This window comes from Streptomyces atriruber (genome assembly GCF_001418325.1).
GTDB lineage: Bacteria > Actinomycetota > Actinomycetes > Streptomycetales > Streptomycetaceae > Streptomyces > Streptomyces atriruber.
The window spans coordinates 1-17,704 of the sequence record NZ_LIPN01000050.1; the positions used below are offsets into that span (position 1 = coordinate 1).

Consider the following 17,704-nt stretch of genomic DNA (forward strand, 5'->3'; position numbering starts at 1 on the left):
TTTCGCCCAGCCCACCGAGCTGGATCTGCAGACCTTCGAAGGACGCCATCCCGTCGAACTCATCGGCGGTGTGCGCTTTCCGGCCATCGGTGAGCTGCCGTACCTGCTGACACTCGCGGGACACGGCTTCTACTGGTTCCGGTTGCGCGCGGAACCGGCGTAGGCTCCGGCAGCGCGACGCCTCGCGGGGCGGTTTCCACCGCCCCGCCCTGGGCACTCCTACGCAACAAACGGCACCCCCATCCGCACCACCGGCACTCCCGCACCCTGCCTTGTCCGCGACGCGGAAAGGACGCGACGCCATGTCGGAAGCCGCCATCCACCCCAGTGCGCACGCCACGGCGCTGCTCGCCCCGCTCGACCCGCTGCTGCGCCAATGGCTGCCCCGGCAGCGGTGGTTCGCCGGAAAGGGCCGCCCCATCAGCGCCCTCGAGGCGGTGGCGGCGACCGAACTCCTGCCGCGCAGCGCGCCGACCGGCCTGCTCCACCTCCTCCTGCGGGTCCGCCAGCCGACGGCGTCCCCGCAGGGCTCCGGGCTCGACGGCGTCATCGCCGAACGCCCCACCGACTGCTACCAGTTGCTGATCGGCGTGCGCCGCACGCTGCCCCCGCGCCTGGCCCCCGCCCTGATCGGCCATGTCACCGAGGGCCCGCTCGCAGGGCAGACGGCGTACGACGCGCTGCTCGACCCGCGGCTCGCCGGACTGCTCCTGGAACGGCTGCGGATGCCGGGACGGCACGGCGTGCTCCGCTTCGAGCGCGACATGGACGTCGAGATCCCCTCCGGCCTCGCCCCGCGCCCGCTCACCTGCGAGCAGTCCAACTCCTCGCTCGTGTACGGCGATACGTTCATCCTCAAGCTGTTCCGCCGCGTCCAGCCCGGACTCAACCCCGACCTCGAACTGCCCCTGCAGCTCGCCCGCGAGGGCTGCGCCCGCGTGCCCGCGCCCGCCGCGTGGTTCCTCGCGGACCTGGCGTCCGGCACGGCCGCGCCGGAGGAGAGCTGCAGCCTCGGGGTGCTCCAGCCGTATCTGGCCGGGGCAGACGACGGCTGGGAGCTCGCCCTGCGCATGCGCGACAAGGGCGACGCCTTCACCGGTGAGGCGCGGGCGCTCGGCCGCGCCACCGCCGAGGTGCACGCGGCCCTCGCGGCGGCGCTGCCGACCGTCACGCTGGGCCGGGCACAGGTGGAGCTGGTCGCCGACGCCATGGCGGAGCGCCTCACCGCGGCCGCGCAGTCGGTCCCCGCGCTGCGGCCCTATGCCCCCGGGCTGCTCACCGCCTTCGAGGCGCTGGCCGACCTGGGCGGCGAGGGACTGGCGTGGCAGGCCCAGCGCGTCCACGGCGACCTGCACCTCGGGCAGTGCCTGCGCTCCCCGGACGGCGAGTGGTCGCTCATAGACTTCGAGGGCGAACCCGCGCGGCCGCTCGCCGAGCGCCGACTGCCCCAGCCACCGGCCCGCGACGTGGCGGGCATGCTGCGCTCCTTCGACTACGCGGCGTCCCACGGCACCTGGTCGCCCGGTTGGGCCGAGGAGTGCCGGGCCGCGTACTGCTCGGGGTACGCGGAGGTGGCGGGCCGCGACCCGCGCACGGACCCGGTGCTGCTGCGCGCCCACGAGACCGACAAGGCCGTCTACGAAGTCCTGTACGAGGCCCGCCACCGCCCCGACTGGCTGCCGGTACCGCTGGCCGCGGTCCGCCGCCTCGCCGGCGACGGCCCCGCCGACGAAGCCCACTGACCCTTCCTCCGGAGGAGGCCTCTCCCGTGACCCCGCGCCCCCGCAAACCGTCCGACGAAGCCGCTGCCCCCACCCCACCGGCCGCCAAGGGCACGGCGAGCGGGCAGACCCCGAGGGCGGCGAAGCCCGCGAAGCCCGCCAGGACCGCGAAGCCCGCCAAGGCCGCCAAGGCCGCCAAGGCCGCCAAGAGCGCCACGAGCGCGAAGAAGGCGGCGGCGAAGGCACCGGCGCCCGTCACCGACTCCCCCGTGGGCGAGAGCGACCGCGTCCGGCTCCTGAGCGGCACGCACCACGACCCGCACAGCGTGCTGGGCGCCCACTCCGTGCCCGGCGGCACGGCCTTCCGGGCCCTGCGCCCGTACGCGAAGGCGGTCGCCGTCGTCGCCGACGGACTCCGCGCCGAGCTGCGCGACGACGGCGAAGGGTTCTTCTCCGCGGTCCTCCCGCTGCGGGCCGCGCCCGAGGACTACCGCCTCCACGTCACGTACGAGGAGGCGGAGTTGGAGATCCACGACGCGTACTCCTTCCTGCCCTCGCTCGGCGAGCTCGACCTGCATCTGATCGGCGAGGGGCGCCACGAGCGGCTCTGGGAGGCGCTCGGCGCCCGGCTCATGACCCACCGGGGCGCCACCGGCACCCGCTTCACGGTGTGGGCGCCCAACGCCCAGGGGGTGCGGATCGTCGGGGGCTTCAACTTCTGGGACGGCACCGCGTTCCCGATGCGCTCGCTCGGCGGCAGCGGTGTGTGGGAACTGTTCGTGCCGTCCGTGGGCGAGGGCGAGCTGTACAAGTTCGAGATCACCCGGCCCGACGGCTCGGCGACCCAGCGCGCCGACCCGCTGGCGCGCCACACGGAGGCGCCGCCGGCGAACTCCTCGGTCGTGCACGAGTCGCACCACGAGTGGCACGACGAGGAGTGGCTGGCGAGGCGGGCCGACGTGTCCGTCCACGAGGCGCCCTTCTCCGTCTACGAAGTGCATCTCGCCTCCTGGCGGCCGGGTCTGACGTACCGCCAGCTCGCCGAGCAGCTGCCCGCGTACGTCGCGGACCTGGGCTTCACGCACGTCGAGCTGATGCCCGTCGCCGAGCACCCCTTCGGCGGCTCCTGGGGCTATCAGGTCACCGGCTTCTACGCGCCGACCGCCCGCCTCGGCACGCCCGACGACTTCAAGTTCCTCGTCGACGCGCTGCACCGGGCCGGGATCGGCGTCCTGATGGACTGGGTGCCCGCGCACTTCCCGCGCGACGACTGGGCGCTCGCCGAGTTCGACGGCCGCCCCCTGTACGAGCACGAGGATCCGGCCCGGTCCGCGCACCCCGACTGGGGGACGCTGGAGTTCGACTACGGCCGCAAGGAGGTCCGCAACTTCCTCGTGGCCAACGCCAGTTACTGGTGCGAGGAGTTCCACATCGACGGGCTGCGCGTCGACGCCGTGGCCTCGATGCTCTACCTCGACTACTCGCGCGAGGACGGCGAATGGACGCCCAACGCGCACGGCGGCCGCGAGAACCTCGACGCCGTCGCCTTCCTCCAGGAGATGAACGCCACCGTCTACCGCCGCTCCCCCGGCGTCGTCACCATCGCCGAGGAGTCCACGGCCTGGGACGGCGTCACCCGCGCCACGCACCACCACGGCCCCGGGGGCTTCGGCGGGCTCGGCTTCGGCCTGAAGTGGAACATGGGCTGGATGCACGACTCCCTCGACTACGTCGCCAAGGAGCCGGTGCACCGCAAGTACCACCACAACGAGATGACGTTCTCGATGGTGTACGCGTACAGCGAGAACTACGTCCTGCCGATCTCGCACGACGAAGTCGTCCACGGCAAGCGGTCGCTGGTGTCGAAGATGCCGGGCGACTGGTGGCAGCAGCGCGCCAACCAGCGCGCCTACCTCGGCTTCATGTGGGCCCACCCCGGCAAGCAACTCCTCTTCATGGGCCAGGAGTTCGCACAGGGCGCCGAATGGTCGGAGGGGCACGGCCCGGACTGGTGGCTGCTCGATCCGGCGTACGGCGCGGAGCCCGACCACCGGGGCGTGCGGGACCTCGTCCGCGAGCTGAACACCGTCTACCGGCGCGAGGGCGCCCTGTGGCAGCGCGACACGGACCCCGGGGGCTTCGCCTGGGTGGACGGCGACGCCGCCGAGGACAACGTCTTCGCCTTCCTGCGGTACCCCGCCGGGAACACCGCGGGCTCCGACGGACGTCCGCTGCTCGCCGTCTCCCACTTCTCACCGGTGGTCCGGCACGGCTACCGCCTGGGCGTGCCGGACGAGTTCGCCGGATGGCAGGAGGTCCTCAACACGGACGAGGCCCGCTACGGCGGCGGCGACGTCACCAACCCCGACCCGCTGAAGCCGGAGCCGGTGGCGTCGCACGGCCGCCCCGCGTCCTTGCGCCTGACGCTGCCGCCGCTGGCTACGGTGTGGCTGCGTCCGGTGTGAGGTCCTTCAGCGCCACCGGCAGCTCCTGCGCGTACAGGATCCCGAGCCGCTGGGTGGCCCGGGTGAGCGCCACGTAGAGGTCGCTCGTGCCGTACTGCGCGGGCTCCACGACCAGCACCGCGTCGAACTCCAGGCCCTTCGCCTGACGCGGGTCGATCAGCACGACCGGCCGCGTCAGGTCCGGGGCCTGCCCGGCCGTCACACCGGGCAGCTGTGCGGCGAGCTCCGCGTGGAGCCCGCGGGGGGCGATCACCGCGAGACGGCCGTCGTCCCGCGCCTCGGCGGCCACCGCGTCGGCCACGGAGGCGGCGAGGTCGTCCGTCCGGCGCGCCCAGGGACGCACGCCCGTGGACCGCACCGAACTCGGCGGCATGAAGTCGGGCTGCGCCAGGCGCGGCACCTCGGCCGCCACCTCCATGATCTCCACGGGGGTGCGGTAGTTGACGCCGAGCCGGGTGTACTCCCAGCGGTCCTCGACGTACGGGGCGAGGATGCTGTCCCACGAGCCGCAGCCGCCCGCCTCCGCGGTCTGCGCCGGGTCGCCGACGAGCGTCATGGAGCGGGTCGGGCAGCGCCGCATGAGCAGCCGCCAGGCCATCGCGGAGAGCTCCTGCGCCTCGTCGACGATGATGTGCCCGAACGCCCAGGTGCGGTCGGCGGCCGCACGCTCGGCGGCGCTGCGGTGGTCGGCCTCCTCCTGCCGCTCGGCCATCCGCTCCGCGTCGATGATGTTGTGCGCGAGCAGGACCTCGGCGTCGTCCTCGTCCTTGTCCTCGAACTCGTACGTCCGGGAGGCGCGCGAGACGTCCAGCACGCCCTGCGCGTAGGCGATCTGCTTCGCCCGCTCCGCCTCGGACGCCGCCCGCGCCGCGCTGTCGTCGTGGCCGAGCAGTTCGGCGGCCTCGTCGAGCAGCGGGACGTCGGCGGCGGTCCAGGGTGCGCCGTGGGGCCTGCGGACGGCGTCCGCGTCCCGTTCGGACAGGCCCGTCGGCTCCTCCAGGTAGTCGGCGACGAAACGCTGCGGGGTGAGCGTCGGCCAGAGCTCCTCGATGGCGGCGTGCACCTCGGCGCTGGCCGCGACGCCCTTGCCGAGCTGGGCGATGTCGTCGGGGCCCAGGAAGTTCGGCCCGCCGTACGGATCGTGGCCGATGCGTTCGGCGAGCTGCGCGGTCAGCTCGTCGATGATGCGGAAGGCGAAGTGCGGGCGGCCGAGGTTGTGCGGCACGTCCGCCGCGCGGGCCGCCTCGCGCGCCTGGTCGGCGATCGTCCAGTCCAGGACCAGGTCGCCGTCGTCGTGCTCGATGACGATCGGCTCGCCCGGCTCGGGGGTCCGCTGCCGGTCGCGCACGGCCGCGGCGAGCACGTCCGCCATCTCCGCGCGGCCCTTCACCTCGGCGGCCTCGGGGCTGTCCGTGCCGGTCGCGGTCACGCCGGGGAAGAGCTCGCCGACCGTCGAGAGCAGCACGCCGGTCTCGCCGAGCGCGGGCAGGACCTCGCCGATGTAGCCGAGGAACGCCGGGTTCGGGCCGACGATCAGGACCGCGCGCTTGGCCAGCAGCTCGCGGTGGGCGTAGAGGAGGAACGCGGCCCGGTGCAGTGCCACGACGGTCTTGCCCGTGCCCGGACCGCCCTCGACGACGAGGACGCCGCGGTGCGGGGCGCGGATGATGCGGTCCTGCTCGGCCTGGATGGTCTGCACGATGTCGTGCATGCGGCCGGTGCGGGCCGAGTCGAGCGCGGCGAGCAGCACCTCGTCGGCGTCGGTGCCCTCGTGGCCGGTGCGGGTCGTGTCGCTGAGGTCGAGGAGCTCGTCGTGCAGGCCGGTGACCTCGCGGCCCTCGGTGGTGATGTGCCGGCGCCTGCGCAGGCCCATCGGGGTGTGGCCCGTCGCGAGATAGAAGGGGCGCGCGACATCGGCACGCCAATCGATCACGAGCGGGGTGCGTTCGATGTCGGACGCACGGATTCCGATGCGTCCGATGTGGTGGTCACGGCCGTCGCGGAATTCGAGCCTCCCGAAGCAGAGACCGTTCTCCCCCGCGTCGAAGGCGGCGAGCAGCCCGGACCGCTCCGCCACCAGGACATCACGCTCCAGGCGCGCCTGGAGACCGTTGCCCACCTGCGACAACGACGCCTGCACGGCGGACTCGGCCTCCTCGCGCAGCGCGTCCAGGCGTGCGTACAGCCCAGAGACGAATTGCTGCTCTTCACGCAATTCCTCGGTTGACAATTCAGCCCCTCGCCAGTTACAGTGCTCTTATTGAACTTCTCGTGAAGCCGTCATGTCCAAACAGACAGGACTTCGCGAAAGAATCCAATATACGCAGAGAAATCCCCCGGACGTCAATTCGTCCGGGGGATTTTCTTTTCGGCTCAGAGCACGTCGGACAGCTCCGTGAGCAGCTTCCGCTTGGCCCGCGCGCCCACCATCCGCAGGACGGGCTCACCGCCACGGAACACGATCATGGTCGGCGCCGAGAGCACCTTGTACGCGATCGCCGTCCCCGGGCTGCGGTCCACGTCCAGCTGCACGATCTTCAGGCGCTCCGCCTCCTCGCGCGCCAGCTCGCTGAGCACCGGCGCCAGCTGCCGGCACGGCCCGCACCAGTCCGCCGTGAACTCCACGAGCACGGGGCGGTCCGCCTCCCGCAGCACCTCCGCCTCGAAATCCCCGTCCGTCACCTCGGCCACGCCCGCTGCCTTCACCGGCCCACTCTCCTCATCCCTCATCCCGTGAGCTCGCACCGCGGTTCCGGGCCGCCGGGAAGGGCGGCCTCGGCGCGGGCGAGCTGCGTTCCCACCTGGTCGCGCACCGCCGTCAACTCGCCTATCAGCGAGTCGAGTTCGGTCAGCTTGCGGCGGTAGACGGCGAGCGACGCAGGGCAGGAGTCGCCCTCCGGATGCCCGGAGCGCAGACACTCCACGAAGGGTCTGGTCTCCTCCAGGTCGAACCCGAAGTCCTGGAGGGTCCTGATCTGCTCCAGGAGCCGCACGTCGTCCTCGTCGTACGTGCGGTAGCCGTTGCCCGTCCGCCGAGCGGGGAGCAGCCCGCGGGACTCGTAGTAGCGCAGCGTCCGCGTGGTCGTCCCCGCGCGCGCCGCGAGCTCGCCGATTCGCATGCCTCGAAGGTAATCCTTGACGTGGGCGTCAAGGCCAGAGGTCTTCCCCCGCGGGTCCAGAGGGACGGGAGGGGTCAGGGTTCAGCCGAAGTCCGGCTCCCCGTACGCCCGCCTGAACTCGTGGAAGCCCTCCACCCCGGCCATCAGCACCACGCCGTCCCACAGCCGCCCGGCCCGCTCGCCCTTGGGCGCCGGGGACACGACGGGGCCGAACAGCGCGCCCGCGCCCGCCACGGAGAGCACGGGAGTGCCGACGTCGTGGCCCACGAGCGCGACGGCCGCCTCGTGGGAGGAGCGCACCGCGGCGTCGTACTCCGTGGTCATCGCCACGTCGTCGAGGTCCGCCGGGAGCCCCGCGTCGGCGAGCGCGGCGGCGGTGCCCGCCCAGTCCTGCTGCCCGTGGATGCGTACGCCGAGCGCGTCGAAGTACCGGCCGAGCGCCTCGTTCCCGTGCCGCTCGCGGACGGCCGCGCAGATCCGTCCGGGCGCCTTCATGTACTCGCCGTAGAGCCCTTCCGGGTCCTCCGGATCGACGGGGAGGTCCTCATTGAGCACGGCCAGGCTCATCACCCGCCACCGCACGTCGATGTCCCGCACGCGCTCCACCTCGCGCAGCCAGCGCGAGGTGATCCAGGTGTACGGGCACACGGGGTCGAACCAGAAGTCGACGCGGCCGTCCTGAGCGGGGGTGGCAGTCACGCAACTACCGTACGCCTTCGGAAAGTTGACGCATCACAGCCATTGACGCACCGCGCGGCCACAACTACAAAACCAGCAACACCTTTCTGAGAGCGCTCTCACCGCGACACTCCCACCCCCCACGGAGGTGCCTGATGAGCACAGTCCACACCCACCCCACGCGCCGCACGAGGCGCAGGACCCCGCTCCTCGCCGCGCTGGCGGCCGTCGGCCTGCTCGGGACGCTGATGCTGCCCGGCACGGCGCGCGGCGACGTGCCGCCGACCGCGCCCGGCTGGTCGCTGAAATGGAGCGACGACTTCAACGGCGCCGCGGGCAGCGCCCCCTCCGCCGAGAACTGGCAGGTCGACCTCGGCCACGGCTACCCCGGCGGGCCGGGCAACTGGGGCACCGGCGAGATCCAGGAGTACACGGACTCCCGCGACAACCTGAGCGTCGACGGGGCGGGCAACCTGCGGATCACGCCGCGCAAGGACGCGTCGGGCAAGTGGACGTCGGCGCGGATCGAGACGAAGCGCAGCGACTTCAAGGCCCCGGAGGGCGGCACGCTGGCCATCGAGGGGCGCATCCGGATGCCGGACGTCACGGGTGACGCGGCGCTCGGCTACTGGCCCGCGTTCTGGGCGCTCGGCGCCCCCTACCGGGGCAACTACCAGAACTGGCCCTCCATAGGCGAGTTCGACGTCATGGAGAACGTGAACGGCATCAACTCGGTCTGGGGCGTGCTGCACTGCGGCGTGAACCCGGGCGGCGACTGCAACGAGACCCAGGGCCTCGGCGCCAGCCGCGCCTGTCCCGGCGACGCGTGCCAGTCGGCGTTCCACACGTACCGCTTCGAGTGGGACCGCTCGGTGACCCCCAACCAGCTGCGCTGGTACGTCGACGGGCAGCAGTTCCACACCCTCGGCCAGGACCGCTTCTCCGCCAGGACGTGGGACGACATGACCTCCCACCAGGGCTACTTCATCCTCCTCAACGTGGCGATGGGCGGCGGCTTCCCGGACGGCGTCGCGGGCCACGCGACCCCGACGGCGGCGACCCGCCCCGACCACGCGATGGCGGTCGACTACGTGGCGGTGTGGACGCGGCCGTAGGGGAACGGCGGGCCGGGCCCGGCTATGCGACCGTGACGCTCAGTGCCTCGCGGAGCCAGTTGTCCGCGAGGCCCGGGGTCGGGTCCGGCCGGGCCCGCGGCGGGGTCGTCACCTCGGCCGCGAGCTGCCAGTAGCGGTCGATGCGCGGCTCCGCCGCGAGCATCCGGTGCAGGGCACGGCGGAAGTCGGTGGTGTCGCGGCGGTTGAGCGAGGCGGCGTGGACCGCCACGAAGCAGTCGAGGGCCTCGCCCCGGTGCGGGGGCCGGCCCGCCCGCAGCTCCGCCCCGGCCAGTTCGAAGGCCTCGGGGAGTCCTTCGTAGAGCACGGCCGGGCGGTATCCCTTGCCGGGCGAGTGCACTTCGGGCTGGCCGTAGTCCGTGCCCGCGCGGGGGCCGGAGACGAAGCAGGGAGCGGTGACGAAGTCCTGCAGCCGGGCGAAGGCGAGCACTTGGGACGGGGCCGGGGCGTCGGGCGGTGCCGGTACGGCCCGGTCGACGACGGCCGTGACCACCCGGGACGGAAGCCGTGCGGGCAGCCAGCACCGCCAGAACCGGGCGAGCGCGGCCGTCCCGGGCGGCGTGGACACCGCCCCGACCAGACGCAGCCGCTCGACGCGCTCCTGGGGCGTGCAGTCGGTGAGGAGCTGCAGCGCCGCCTCCCGCCACCGCAGCGCGGCCAGCCGCGAGCCGACCTCCTTCAGCTGCCCGGCGATGACGTCCTCCAGCTCGTCCTCACGGTCCAGGACGCGACTCACGTCGGGCACGGGCAGGTCGAGGGTGCGCAGGGAGCGGATGAGGCGCAGCCGGTCCAGGGCCTCGGGGCCGTAGCGGCGGTGGCCGCCTCCGCTGCGGGCGGCTTCGGGCAGCAGGCCGCGGTCGGAGTAGAAGCGGACGGTCTTGACGGAGGCGCCCGCCCGTTCGGCGAGCTGCCCGATGCTCCACATGCCGTCGGGCGCATCGGGTGCCTCGGGCGGCTGTTCGTTCTCGGCGGGCGACACGGCTTGAACCTCCCTCAGGGGGAGTTCCTACCGTACCGGCGAGCGCGGGGCGGCCCCGCGCGGACCTCAACGTACGAGGAGGACTCATGACCGCGTTCGTGCTGGTGTCGGGCGGGTACACGGGCGGCTGGCTCTGGCGGGACGTGGCCGCCGGGCTGCGCGCGGCCGGGGCCGAGGTGCACACCGCGACGCTCACGGGGCTCGGCGACCGCCGCCACCTCGCGGGCCCCGGCATCGACCTCGACACCCACATCGAGGACGTGACCCAGCTGATCGACCACATCGACCCGGCCGACGCGCCCGAGGTCGTGCTCGTCGGCTACTGCTACGGCATCTATCCGTCGGCGGGCGCCGCCGACCGCCGCGCGGACCGCGTCTCACGGCTGGTCTACCTGGACTCCCCCATGCCCCAGGACGGTTACTCCATGATCGACCAGGTGCGCGAGCAGATGCCCGCCGGGCCCGCCCGCGACCGGACGCTGAGCCAGCAGGAACGGGCCGAGGACGGCTGGCGGATCCCGGCGCCGTCGCTGGCGGAGTGGCGGGCCCACGGGAACCTCGCGGGCGTCTCCGACGACGCGCTGGCCCGGCTCGACCGCCTCGCGTCCCCCGCCCCCGCGGGCCCGTACGCCCAGAAGCTCCGGATCTCGGAGGCCGTCGCCGCGCTGCCGACCACCGGTGTCTTCTGCACCACCGGCGGCTCGATGGACATCGCCTCGCTGGAGGCCCTGGTGGCGTCGGGCCTGCCGCTCGTGCAGCACCTGGCCGACCCGCGCGCCACGTTCTTCGACATGGCGACGGGGCACTGGCCGATGCTCTCCGCTCCCGAGGAGCTGACGGACGTGCTGCTGCGGGCGGCGGCGGGCGAGGGCCACCGGCTCACACCCGCTCCGGCCACCGACGCTCCGGCCTAGGCCTTCTTGTCGTACGTCAGGAAGATCGTGCCGCTGTCGAGGAGAACGGCGTCGCTCCGCTCGTACAGCACCGGGTCGAACGCGGTGTTCCGCGCGAACAGCGGCGTGCCCGAACCCAGCGTCAACGGGCCGATCTTGACGACGAGCCGGTCGATCTCGCCGCGCAGCACCCCGGCGAGTTCACCGCCGCCGCACAGCCAGATGTCCTTGCCGTCCTCCTTCTTCAGCTCCCGCACCTTCTCGACCGGGTCGGTGGCGACCAGTTCGACGCCCGGGTCGGGGCTCTCGGTGAGGGTGCGGCTGAAGACGTAGTGCCGCAGGTGCGGGTAGGCGTTGGTCAGTCCGGCGTCGAGGCCGATCGCGTAGGTCCTGCGGCCTTCGAGGACCGTGTCGAAGCGGGTCCCCTCTGCGGTGATGCCGAGGGCCTCCCTGGCCGGGGCGGGCAGGGTCTCGGGGTACGCCTCGACCAGGTGCTTGACGTAGTCCTGACCGATCGGCCAGAAGCCGTCGGGGCCCGTGGGGTCGGCGCCGTCGGGACCGGCGATGAACCCGTCGAGGCTGACGGCGATGAAGTAGACGAGCTTTCGCATGGGGGCTCCCTGGTGGCGGCGGGCTTGGTCGCGGCCTCGGAATCACTTGGATTGATGCACTCTGCTTGAAGTGGTTAGAACGTAGTACTTCACCTGGAGTGGTGTCAACGGTTCCCGGATGTCTCTTTCCGGGGTCCGGGCCAGCCGTGGGCAATATCGCGAAAGTGACTCTCCGTGCGCACCGTTTCTGGGAAGGTCGGGGGTTCCGGCGTCCTGGGGAGTGGCGACCGTCGGGGAGGCGTACGTGCGCTCGGAGCGTGGCTGGCTGCTGTTGGCAGGGACGACCGAGGTGGCCGTCGCGGTGGGCGCCGTCGCCTGCCCGACGGTCTCGTTGCGCGGGCTGCTGATAGGCGGGCCGCTGCTGGCGGCCCACCGGCTGAGCGTCCGGGCCACGGTCGCGCTCGCCGCCGCGGCGGCCCTCCTCGCCGCGGCACTGCCGGGGACGGGAGACGCCGTGGCCCCCTGGGGGGTCGCGCCCGACTACGCGGTGTCCGTCCTGTTCGTGGCCGCCGTCGGCCTGTGGGCGGTCCTGTTGGCGCACACGCGGACGTCCTGCGAGGCCGCGCTGGCCCGCATGACCCGCATCGCCGAGCTGGCCCAACGGGCCCACGTGCGGCCGCTGCCCGCCGAGATCGGCGGCCTCGCCGTGGCCGTGCACACCAGCTCCGCCACCGAGGACGCCCTGCTCGGGGGCGATCTGTACGACGTCACGCTCACCGCCGCCGGTCCTCGTCTGGTCCTCGGCGACGCGCGGGGGCACGGCGTGGACGCGGCCCGGGTCGGTGCGGCCGTGGTGTGCGCCTTCCGGCAGACCGCGGCCACCGAGCCCGACCTGGTCCGCCTCGCCCGCACGCTCGACCTCCGCATCCAGGCCGACCTGGGCGACGAGGACTTCGTGACGCTGCTCCTCGCCGACTTCGTGCCCGGTGAGGTCCGCATGGTCAACTGCGGCCATCCGCCTCCGCTGCGCACGGGGCGCCGCCTGGAGGTGCTGGAACCGCCGGACCCGTCCCCGCCCCTGGGCCTGTCCCCGCGGCCGTGTCTGCAGCGGATCACGCTCGGCCCCCAACAGCGGATGCTGTTCTACACCGACGGTCTCACCGAGGCCCGTGACGCCCGGGGCGTCATGTTCCCCCTCGACCACCAGGTCAAGGCCGCCCTCTCCGCGCCCCCCATCGACCAGGCGCTCGACGGCCTCCTCGACCTGCTCCACCAGCATGCCGCCCGCGACGCGGACGACGACCTGACCCTGCTCCTCGTACAGCCCACCGTCGGACTTCTCGACGGGGCGCCCGGTCCGGCGCCGGAGAACGAGGGCCGACAGCCGCCGCTCCGCTCGCCCTGACCTGACTCGCCGTGACACATAAGCGGTCGTTTTCCGGCAAGTGGCCACGCGGCGTGGCCGGAGGCGGCAGGCTGCGCCTCCTCGGAGACCGGGGGGGCGACCATGACCACGCAGGGGCAGCTCGCGAGCAATCTGCCCGCGGAGACCACGGAGCTGTTCGGGCGGCGCGCGGAGCTGGCACAGGTTCGGCGAATGCTCGGGGAATCGCGGCTCGTGACCCTGACGGGGGTCGGCGGGGTGGGCAAGACGCGCCTCGCGCTGCGAGCCGCGCACGAGGCGCGGCCGTCCTTCCGCGACGGGACGTGGTGGGTGGACCTGTCGGCACTGCGGCGCGGTGCGCTCTTCGGGCACGCCGTCGCCGAGGCGCTGCCGCTGGCGGATCAGACGACGCGGCCGATGATCGATGTGCTGGCCGAGTATCTGGCGGACCGTGAGCTGCTGTTGGTCCTGGACACCTGTGAGCATCTGGTGGGCGAGTGCGCGCCGGCGATCGAGGCGTTGTTGGCGGCGGCGCCGGGGCTGCGGATCCTGGTGACCAGCCGCCGACTGCTCGGCATCCGTCCGGAGCGACTGCTCACCGTGGCGCCGCTGCCCGTCGGGGACCGGGGCGGGAGCGGCGGCGAGGCGGCCGCGGTCGCCCTCCTGACCGCCCGTGCCGCCGAGGCGGTGCCCGGCCTCGTCTTCGGCGACGCCGACCTCCCCGGTCTCGTACGCCTCTGCCGCCGCCTGGACGGCCTTCCGCTCGCCATCGAGCTGGCGGCCGCGCGGCTGCGGGACCTGTCCCCGGCCGAGTTGACCGCACGCCTCGACGACCGCTTCGCCGTCCTCGGCACCACCGAAGAGGTGGTGGACGAGGCCGATCCGCCCTGGCACCAGGCCCTGCGCACGGCGATCGGCTGGAGCCACGAACTGTGCGGCCCGGCCGAACGGCTGCTGTGGGCGCGTCTTTCGGTCTTCGCGGGCGGCTTCGACGCGGAGGCCGCCCGGCGCGTGTGCGCCGACGCACGTCTGCCCGAGGCCGCGGTCGACCGTCTGCTGACCGGCCTCGCGGAGAGCTCCCTGCTCGTCTCCGCTCCGGGCGGCGGCCCCGGGCCGCGCTTGTGGATGCTGGACACCATCCGCGAGTTCGGCGCCTTCTGGCTGCGCAAACTGGGCGAGGAACACACCCTGCGCCACCGCCACCGGGACCACTACCGTGCGCTGGCCCACCGGGCGGACGCCGCCTGGATGGGACCGGAGCAGATCGCCTGGTACGAGCGGACCGTCGCCGAGCACGCCAACTTCCGCGCCGCGCTGGACCTCTGCCTCGCCGAGGAGGACGGGCACACCGCGACGGACATCGGCGGGGCCCTGTGGTTCCTCTGGGCCGCCTGCGGCTTCGCCCGGGAGGGACGTCACTATCTGGACCGGGCCCTCGCCCTGGATCCGGCGCCCGGACCGGCCCGCACCAAGGCCCTGTGGGCCTGCGGCCTCGCCGCCCTCGTCCAGGGTGACGCGGACACCGGCAGCCGCCTCACCGCGGCCTTCCAGGAGGCCGTGGCCCAGGACACGGAGCACGCCGAGAGCACCGACGCGACCGCTCAGGTCGCCGCCGTCAGCCTGGAGGGCACCGGTCTGACGGCGAGCGGTCGGCAGGCGCAGGCGATCGCGGTGCTCGACACGGCGCCCTGCTCCCCGTCGGCCGACGGGCATTACGAGGCGGCCTGGTTCATGGCATGGGCCACCCGTGCCCTCGTCCTCATCCACCTCGGGCAGTTCGCCCGGGCCGCAGCCGTCGCCGACGAGCTGTGCGCCGAGTGCGTCCGGCGCGGCGAGACCTGGTCCCACACCTGGGGCAACTACATGCGCGCCCTCGCCTCACTGGGCCTCGGGCACGCCGGGCAGGCCGCCGCCCATGCCCGCACCGCCCTCGACGGCAAGCACCGCCTCCACGACAGCCTCGGCATCGCCATGGCCGTCGATCTGCTCGCCTCCGCGGCCATCGCCTCCGGACGTGCCGGACGGGCCGCCCGGCTCCTCGGCATCGCCGAGCGGATCTGGCACACCCTCGGCGCCCCCCAGGCGGGCATGCCCGAATTCGTCGCCGCCCGCAGCGCCTGTGAGGCGCAGGCCCGCGGCCTCATCGGCGACGACGCCTACAAGACCGCGTTCCGCATCGGCTACGGCACCGCCCCCGACACCGCCATCGCCTACGCCCTCACGCCACCGGACGGACCGGCTTCGTGAGGGCGGCGGCTCGGCCGCGGCAGTGCGACGGCGTGCCGCGGCGCATCCGGTGGAGCGCTCAGCGCTGGAGCTCCCGCTCCCGCACGGCCGCCCCGGCGGCCTCCGCGTCGGCGGCCCCCGCGTCGGCGTCCTCGGCGGCAGCCGCGGCCGAGGCGGACTTCCTGGGCAGCAGCACCGCCACCAGCACCGTGCCGACGCCGAGGATCGCCGCGCCGACCAGGCTCGTGTGCGCCACCGCGTCGGAGAACGCGGAGCCGACCGCGTCGGCCATCTTGCCCGCGCCCTGCGCGAGCTGCTCGGCCTGGCCCTTCAGCTGGGCCGCCTGCTCCGGCGAGGTGGCCTTCGCGGCCTGCCCCGCGACCTCGTGCGCCTTGTCGCCGATGCCCTGCGCCACCGCGTAGCCCGCGCCGACCGAGTCCTGCGCGGTGTCCAGCGTGCCGTCCGGCAGCTCGGTGCCGGACGCCGAGGCGGCGTCCGCCAGCTTCGACGAGTACGAACTGGCGAGCACCGAGCCGAGGATGGCGATGCCGAGCGAGCCGCCGAGCTCCAGGGACGTGTCGTTGACCGCGCCGCCGACGCCCAGTTCGGACTCGGGGAACGCGCCCATGATGGCGTCCGTGCAGGGCGAGAGGGCGAGGCCGATGGCCAGGCCCAGGATGACGAGCGGGGCGACGAAGTCCCCGTACGTGGAGCCCGCGTCGACCTGCGTGAGCAGCGCGAGCGCCACCGTGCCCGCGACCATGCCCGCCGACACCGTGATCTTCATGCCGATGCGCGGGGTCAGATAACCGGTGAGCGCCGAGCCGACGAAGACCGCGCCCGCGAGCGGCAGCATGCGCACGCCCGTCTCCAGCGGGTTGTAGCCGAGCACGAACTGCAGGTGCTGGGTGAGGTAGTAGAACGCGCCGAAGACCGCGAGGAAGAACAGCGCGACCGCGAGGTTCGAGCCCGAGAAGCGGCGGTCGAGGAAGCGGCGGACGTTCAGGATGGGGTGCGGGTGACGGAGCTCCCAGGCCACGAAGGCCAGCAGGCCGACGCCCGCGACGACCGCCGCCGAGATCGCCTTGGCGTCCCAGCCGAAGTGCGGACCCTGGATGATCATGTAGACCAGCGCGCCGGTCCAGACGACGGAGAGCAGTCCGCCGACGTAGTCGATCCGGTTCGAGTGGCCCGCCTTGGACGGCGGCACCAGGAGCAGCGCGCCGACGATGGCGACGGCGGCGATCGGCACGTTGATCAGGAAGGTCGACGCCCAGCCGTGGTCCTCCAGGAGCGCGCCCGCGACCAGCGGACCCGCGGCGATGGCGAGGCCCGCGGTGGCGGTCCACAGCACGATCGCCTTGGCCCGCTCCGCCTTCGGGAACGTCGCGGCGAGCAGGGACAGCGTGGCGGGCATGATCATGGCCGCGCCGAAGCCCATCACCGCGCGGGCCGCGATGACGCCGCCCGAGCTGTCGACCAGCGAGCCCGCGACCGATCCCGCACCGAAGACGACGAGGCCGAGCACCAGCGCGCCGCGCCGGCTGTACTTGTCGCCGATCGCGCCGAGCAGCAGCATCAGCGCCGCGTACGGGACGGTGTAGCCGTCGATGACCCACTGCAGGTCGGAGCTGGAGAGCCCGAGGTCCTTGGTCATGTCGGGGGCGGCGACGGTCAGCGCCGTGTTCGCCATCACGATGATCAGGAGGCTCAGGCAGAGCACGAGCAGCGCCCACCAGCGCCGTGCGTACGGCTGCTTCATCTCCTCGACCGGCCGGTTCATGAGTAGAGCCACCGAAGCCTCACCCTTCCATGGTCCATATACGTACTTGTCCGGTGACCTTGCACAGCACTGTGCAATTACACACGAGTGTGCAACTTACGGCATTGCACAGTGCTGTGCAAAACAGGCGCGGGAGCCGTGCGCGAACCTTGAGATCCCCCTCCGGAACCCGCGTGCACAATGGAGCCCATGAGCCGAGCCGACGCCAACCGCCGCCGCATCCTGGAGGTGGCCCTCGCCGAGCTGCTGCGCGACCCGGACGCGTCCATGGACCAGATCGCCCGCGCGGCGGGCGTCGTGCGCAGGACCGTCTACGGCCACTTCCCCAGCCGGGAGGCCCTGGTCGGCGCCCTCATCGACGGCGCGGCCGAGACGGTCGCCGCGGCGCACGCCGCCGGGCGCGCGCGGTCGGACGACCCCGCCGAGTCGCTCGCCCACTCGATGGTCGCCGTCTGGGAGATCGCCGACGGGTACCGCCTGCTCATCGCCCTCGCGCAGCGCAGCGTCGCCATGGAAGGCATCAGACAGCGCCTCGCCCCGGTCCGCGAGGAGTGCGTGACACTGCTCCAACTCGGCCTGGACCAGGGCGTGTTCATCTCGCCACTGCCGCCCGCCGCACTCTCCTACGTCCATGAGCAGCAGCTCTTCGGCCTGATGGAGGCCGTCAACGACGGGCTGATCGACCCGAAGGACGCGGGCCGGGCCGCCGCGTCGACGGCCCTCATGTCGGCGGGCGTTCCCGCGGAGCGGGCCCAAGAGGTCATCGCGGCGC

At 73.1% G+C, this 17,704-nt stretch carries 14 protein-coding genes and 1 pseudogene; 8 read left to right on the forward strand and 7 right to left on the reverse strand.

Annotated elements, in window-relative coordinates:
- The 3 genes from AOK03_RS40540 to glgB form a co-directional block, all read left to right on the forward strand.
- Positions 1-163: alpha-glucosidase C-terminal domain-containing protein (locus AOK03_RS40540; protein ID WP_208609505.1), on the forward strand; the 163-nt coding region annotated here is incomplete at its 5' end.
- A gap of 139 nt (positions 164-302) precedes the next feature.
- Positions 303-1,742: a maltokinase N-terminal cap-like domain-containing protein gene (locus AOK03_RS05675; protein WP_055564053.1), complete on the forward strand. Its 1,440-nt coding sequence runs from the start codon at positions 303-305 to the stop codon at positions 1,740-1,742.
- A gap of 26 nt (positions 1,743-1,768) precedes the next feature.
- Positions 1,769-4,186: a 1,4-alpha-glucan branching enzyme gene (glgB, locus tag AOK03_RS05680; RefSeq protein ID WP_425264353.1), complete on the forward strand. Its 2,418-nt coding sequence runs from the start codon at positions 1,769-1,771 to the stop codon at positions 4,184-4,186.
- Here the strand turns inward: glgB and AOK03_RS05685 are convergent.
- The 4 genes from AOK03_RS05685 to AOK03_RS05700 all read right to left on the reverse strand — a co-directional run bounded on the left by AOK03_RS05685 (position 4,161) and on the right by AOK03_RS05700 (position 8,004).
- Positions 4,161-6,416, reverse strand: a complete 2,256-nt coding sequence (locus tag AOK03_RS05685; protein WP_055564054.1) for a HelD family protein — start codon at positions 6,414-6,416, stop codon at positions 4,161-4,163. The genes glgB and AOK03_RS05685 overlap by 26 nt on opposite strands.
- A 143-nt stretch (positions 6,417-6,559) precedes the next feature.
- The gene (locus tag AOK03_RS05690; RefSeq protein ID WP_055564055.1) at positions 6,560-6,916 is read right to left on the reverse strand and encodes a thioredoxin family protein; all 357 of its coding nucleotides are present in this window, start codon (positions 6,914-6,916) and stop codon (positions 6,560-6,562) included.
- Entirely contained in the window at positions 6,913-7,305 is a 393-nt protein-coding gene (locus tag AOK03_RS05695; protein WP_055564056.1) for a MerR family transcriptional regulator, read from the reverse strand. Before AOK03_RS05695 ends, AOK03_RS05690 begins: the two co-directional genes overlap by 4 nt.
- Positions 7,306-7,386: 81 nt before the next feature.
- Positions 7,387-8,004, reverse strand: a complete 618-nt coding sequence (locus AOK03_RS05700; protein ID WP_055564057.1) for a mycothiol-dependent nitroreductase Rv2466c family protein — start codon at positions 8,002-8,004, stop codon at positions 7,387-7,389.
- Positions 8,005-8,138: 134 nt separating this feature from the next.
- Between AOK03_RS05700 and AOK03_RS05705 the strand changes: the two are divergent.
- Positions 8,139-9,092: pseudogene (locus tag AOK03_RS05705) on the forward strand (glycoside hydrolase family 16 protein); the annotation flags it as partial.
- A gap of 28 nt (positions 9,093-9,120) precedes the next feature.
- Here the strand turns inward: AOK03_RS05705 and AOK03_RS05710 are convergent.
- On the reverse strand, positions 9,121-10,041 hold the full coding sequence (locus tag AOK03_RS05710; protein WP_055564064.1) for a MerR family transcriptional regulator: 921 nt from the start codon (positions 10,039-10,041) through the stop codon (positions 9,121-9,123).
- 140 nt (positions 10,042-10,181) lie between these two features.
- On the opposite strand from AOK03_RS05710, the gene AOK03_RS05715 reads away from it, so the two are divergent.
- Positions 10,182-11,009, forward strand: a complete 828-nt coding sequence (locus tag AOK03_RS05715; RefSeq protein ID WP_055564058.1) for an alpha/beta fold hydrolase — start codon at positions 10,182-10,184, stop codon at positions 11,007-11,009.
- On the opposite strand, the gene AOK03_RS05720 is transcribed toward AOK03_RS05715, so the two are convergent.
- Positions 11,006-11,599 (reverse strand): dihydrofolate reductase family protein, encoded by a 594-nt coding sequence (locus AOK03_RS05720; RefSeq protein ID WP_055564059.1) that lies wholly within the window; start codon positions 11,597-11,599, stop codon positions 11,006-11,008. The genes AOK03_RS05715 and AOK03_RS05720 overlap by 4 nt on opposite strands.
- A 244-nt stretch (positions 11,600-11,843) precedes the next feature.
- Between AOK03_RS05720 and AOK03_RS05725 the strand changes: the two genes are divergently transcribed.
- Both AOK03_RS05725 and AOK03_RS05730 read left to right on the forward strand, forming a co-directional pair.
- On the forward strand, positions 11,844-12,944 hold the full coding sequence (locus AOK03_RS05725; RefSeq protein ID WP_157868867.1) for a PP2C family protein-serine/threonine phosphatase: 1,101 nt from the start codon (positions 11,844-11,846) through the stop codon (positions 12,942-12,944).
- Positions 12,945-13,046: 102 nt separating this feature from the next.
- Entirely contained in the window at positions 13,047-15,170 is a 2,124-nt protein-coding gene (locus AOK03_RS05730; protein ID WP_055564061.1) for an ATP-binding protein, read from the forward strand.
- A gap of 58 nt (positions 15,171-15,228) precedes the next feature.
- Here AOK03_RS05730 and AOK03_RS05735 read toward each other — a convergent pair whose 3' ends face one another.
- On the reverse strand, positions 15,229-16,932 hold the full coding sequence (locus tag AOK03_RS05735) for an MFS transporter (RefSeq protein WP_107097928.1): 1,704 nt from the start codon (positions 16,930-16,932) through the stop codon (positions 15,229-15,231).
- 180 nt (positions 16,933-17,112) lie between these two features.
- On the opposite strand from AOK03_RS05735, the gene AOK03_RS05740 reads away from it, so the two are divergent.
- The coding region (locus AOK03_RS05740; RefSeq protein WP_055564065.1) for a TetR/AcrR family transcriptional regulator at positions 17,113-17,704 on the forward strand (592 nt) is incomplete at its 3' end.

Bases quoted from the DNA above. Each gene is read 5' to 3' on its own strand.
- AOK03_RS05715 (WP_055564058.1), top strand. From the start codon at position 10,182: ATGACCGCGTTCGTGCTGGTGTCGGGCGGGTACACGGGCGGCTGGCTC.
- AOK03_RS05695 (WP_055564056.1), bottom strand. From the start codon at position 7,305: ATGCGAATCGGCGAGCTCGCGGCGCGCGCGGGGACGACCACGCGGACG.
- AOK03_RS05675 (WP_055564053.1), top strand. From the start codon at position 303: ATGTCGGAAGCCGCCATCCACCCCAGTGCGCACGCCACGGCGCTGCTC.
- AOK03_RS05730 (WP_055564061.1), top strand. From the start codon at position 13,047: ATGACCACGCAGGGGCAGCTCGCGAGCAATCTGCCCGCGGAGACCACG.
- AOK03_RS05690 (WP_055564055.1), bottom strand. From the start codon at position 6,916: ATGAGGGATGAGGAGAGTGGGCCGGTGAAGGCAGCGGGCGTGGCCGAG.
- AOK03_RS05735 (WP_107097928.1), bottom strand. From the start codon at position 16,932: ATGAACCGGCCGGTCGAGGAGATGAAGCAGCCGTACGCACGGCGCTGG.
- AOK03_RS05720 (WP_055564059.1), bottom strand. From the start codon at position 11,599: ATGCGAAAGCTCGTCTACTTCATCGCCGTCAGCCTCGACGGGTTCATC.
- AOK03_RS05710 (WP_055564064.1), bottom strand. From the start codon at position 10,041: ATGTGGAGCATCGGGCAGCTCGCCGAACGGGCGGGCGCCTCCGTCAAG.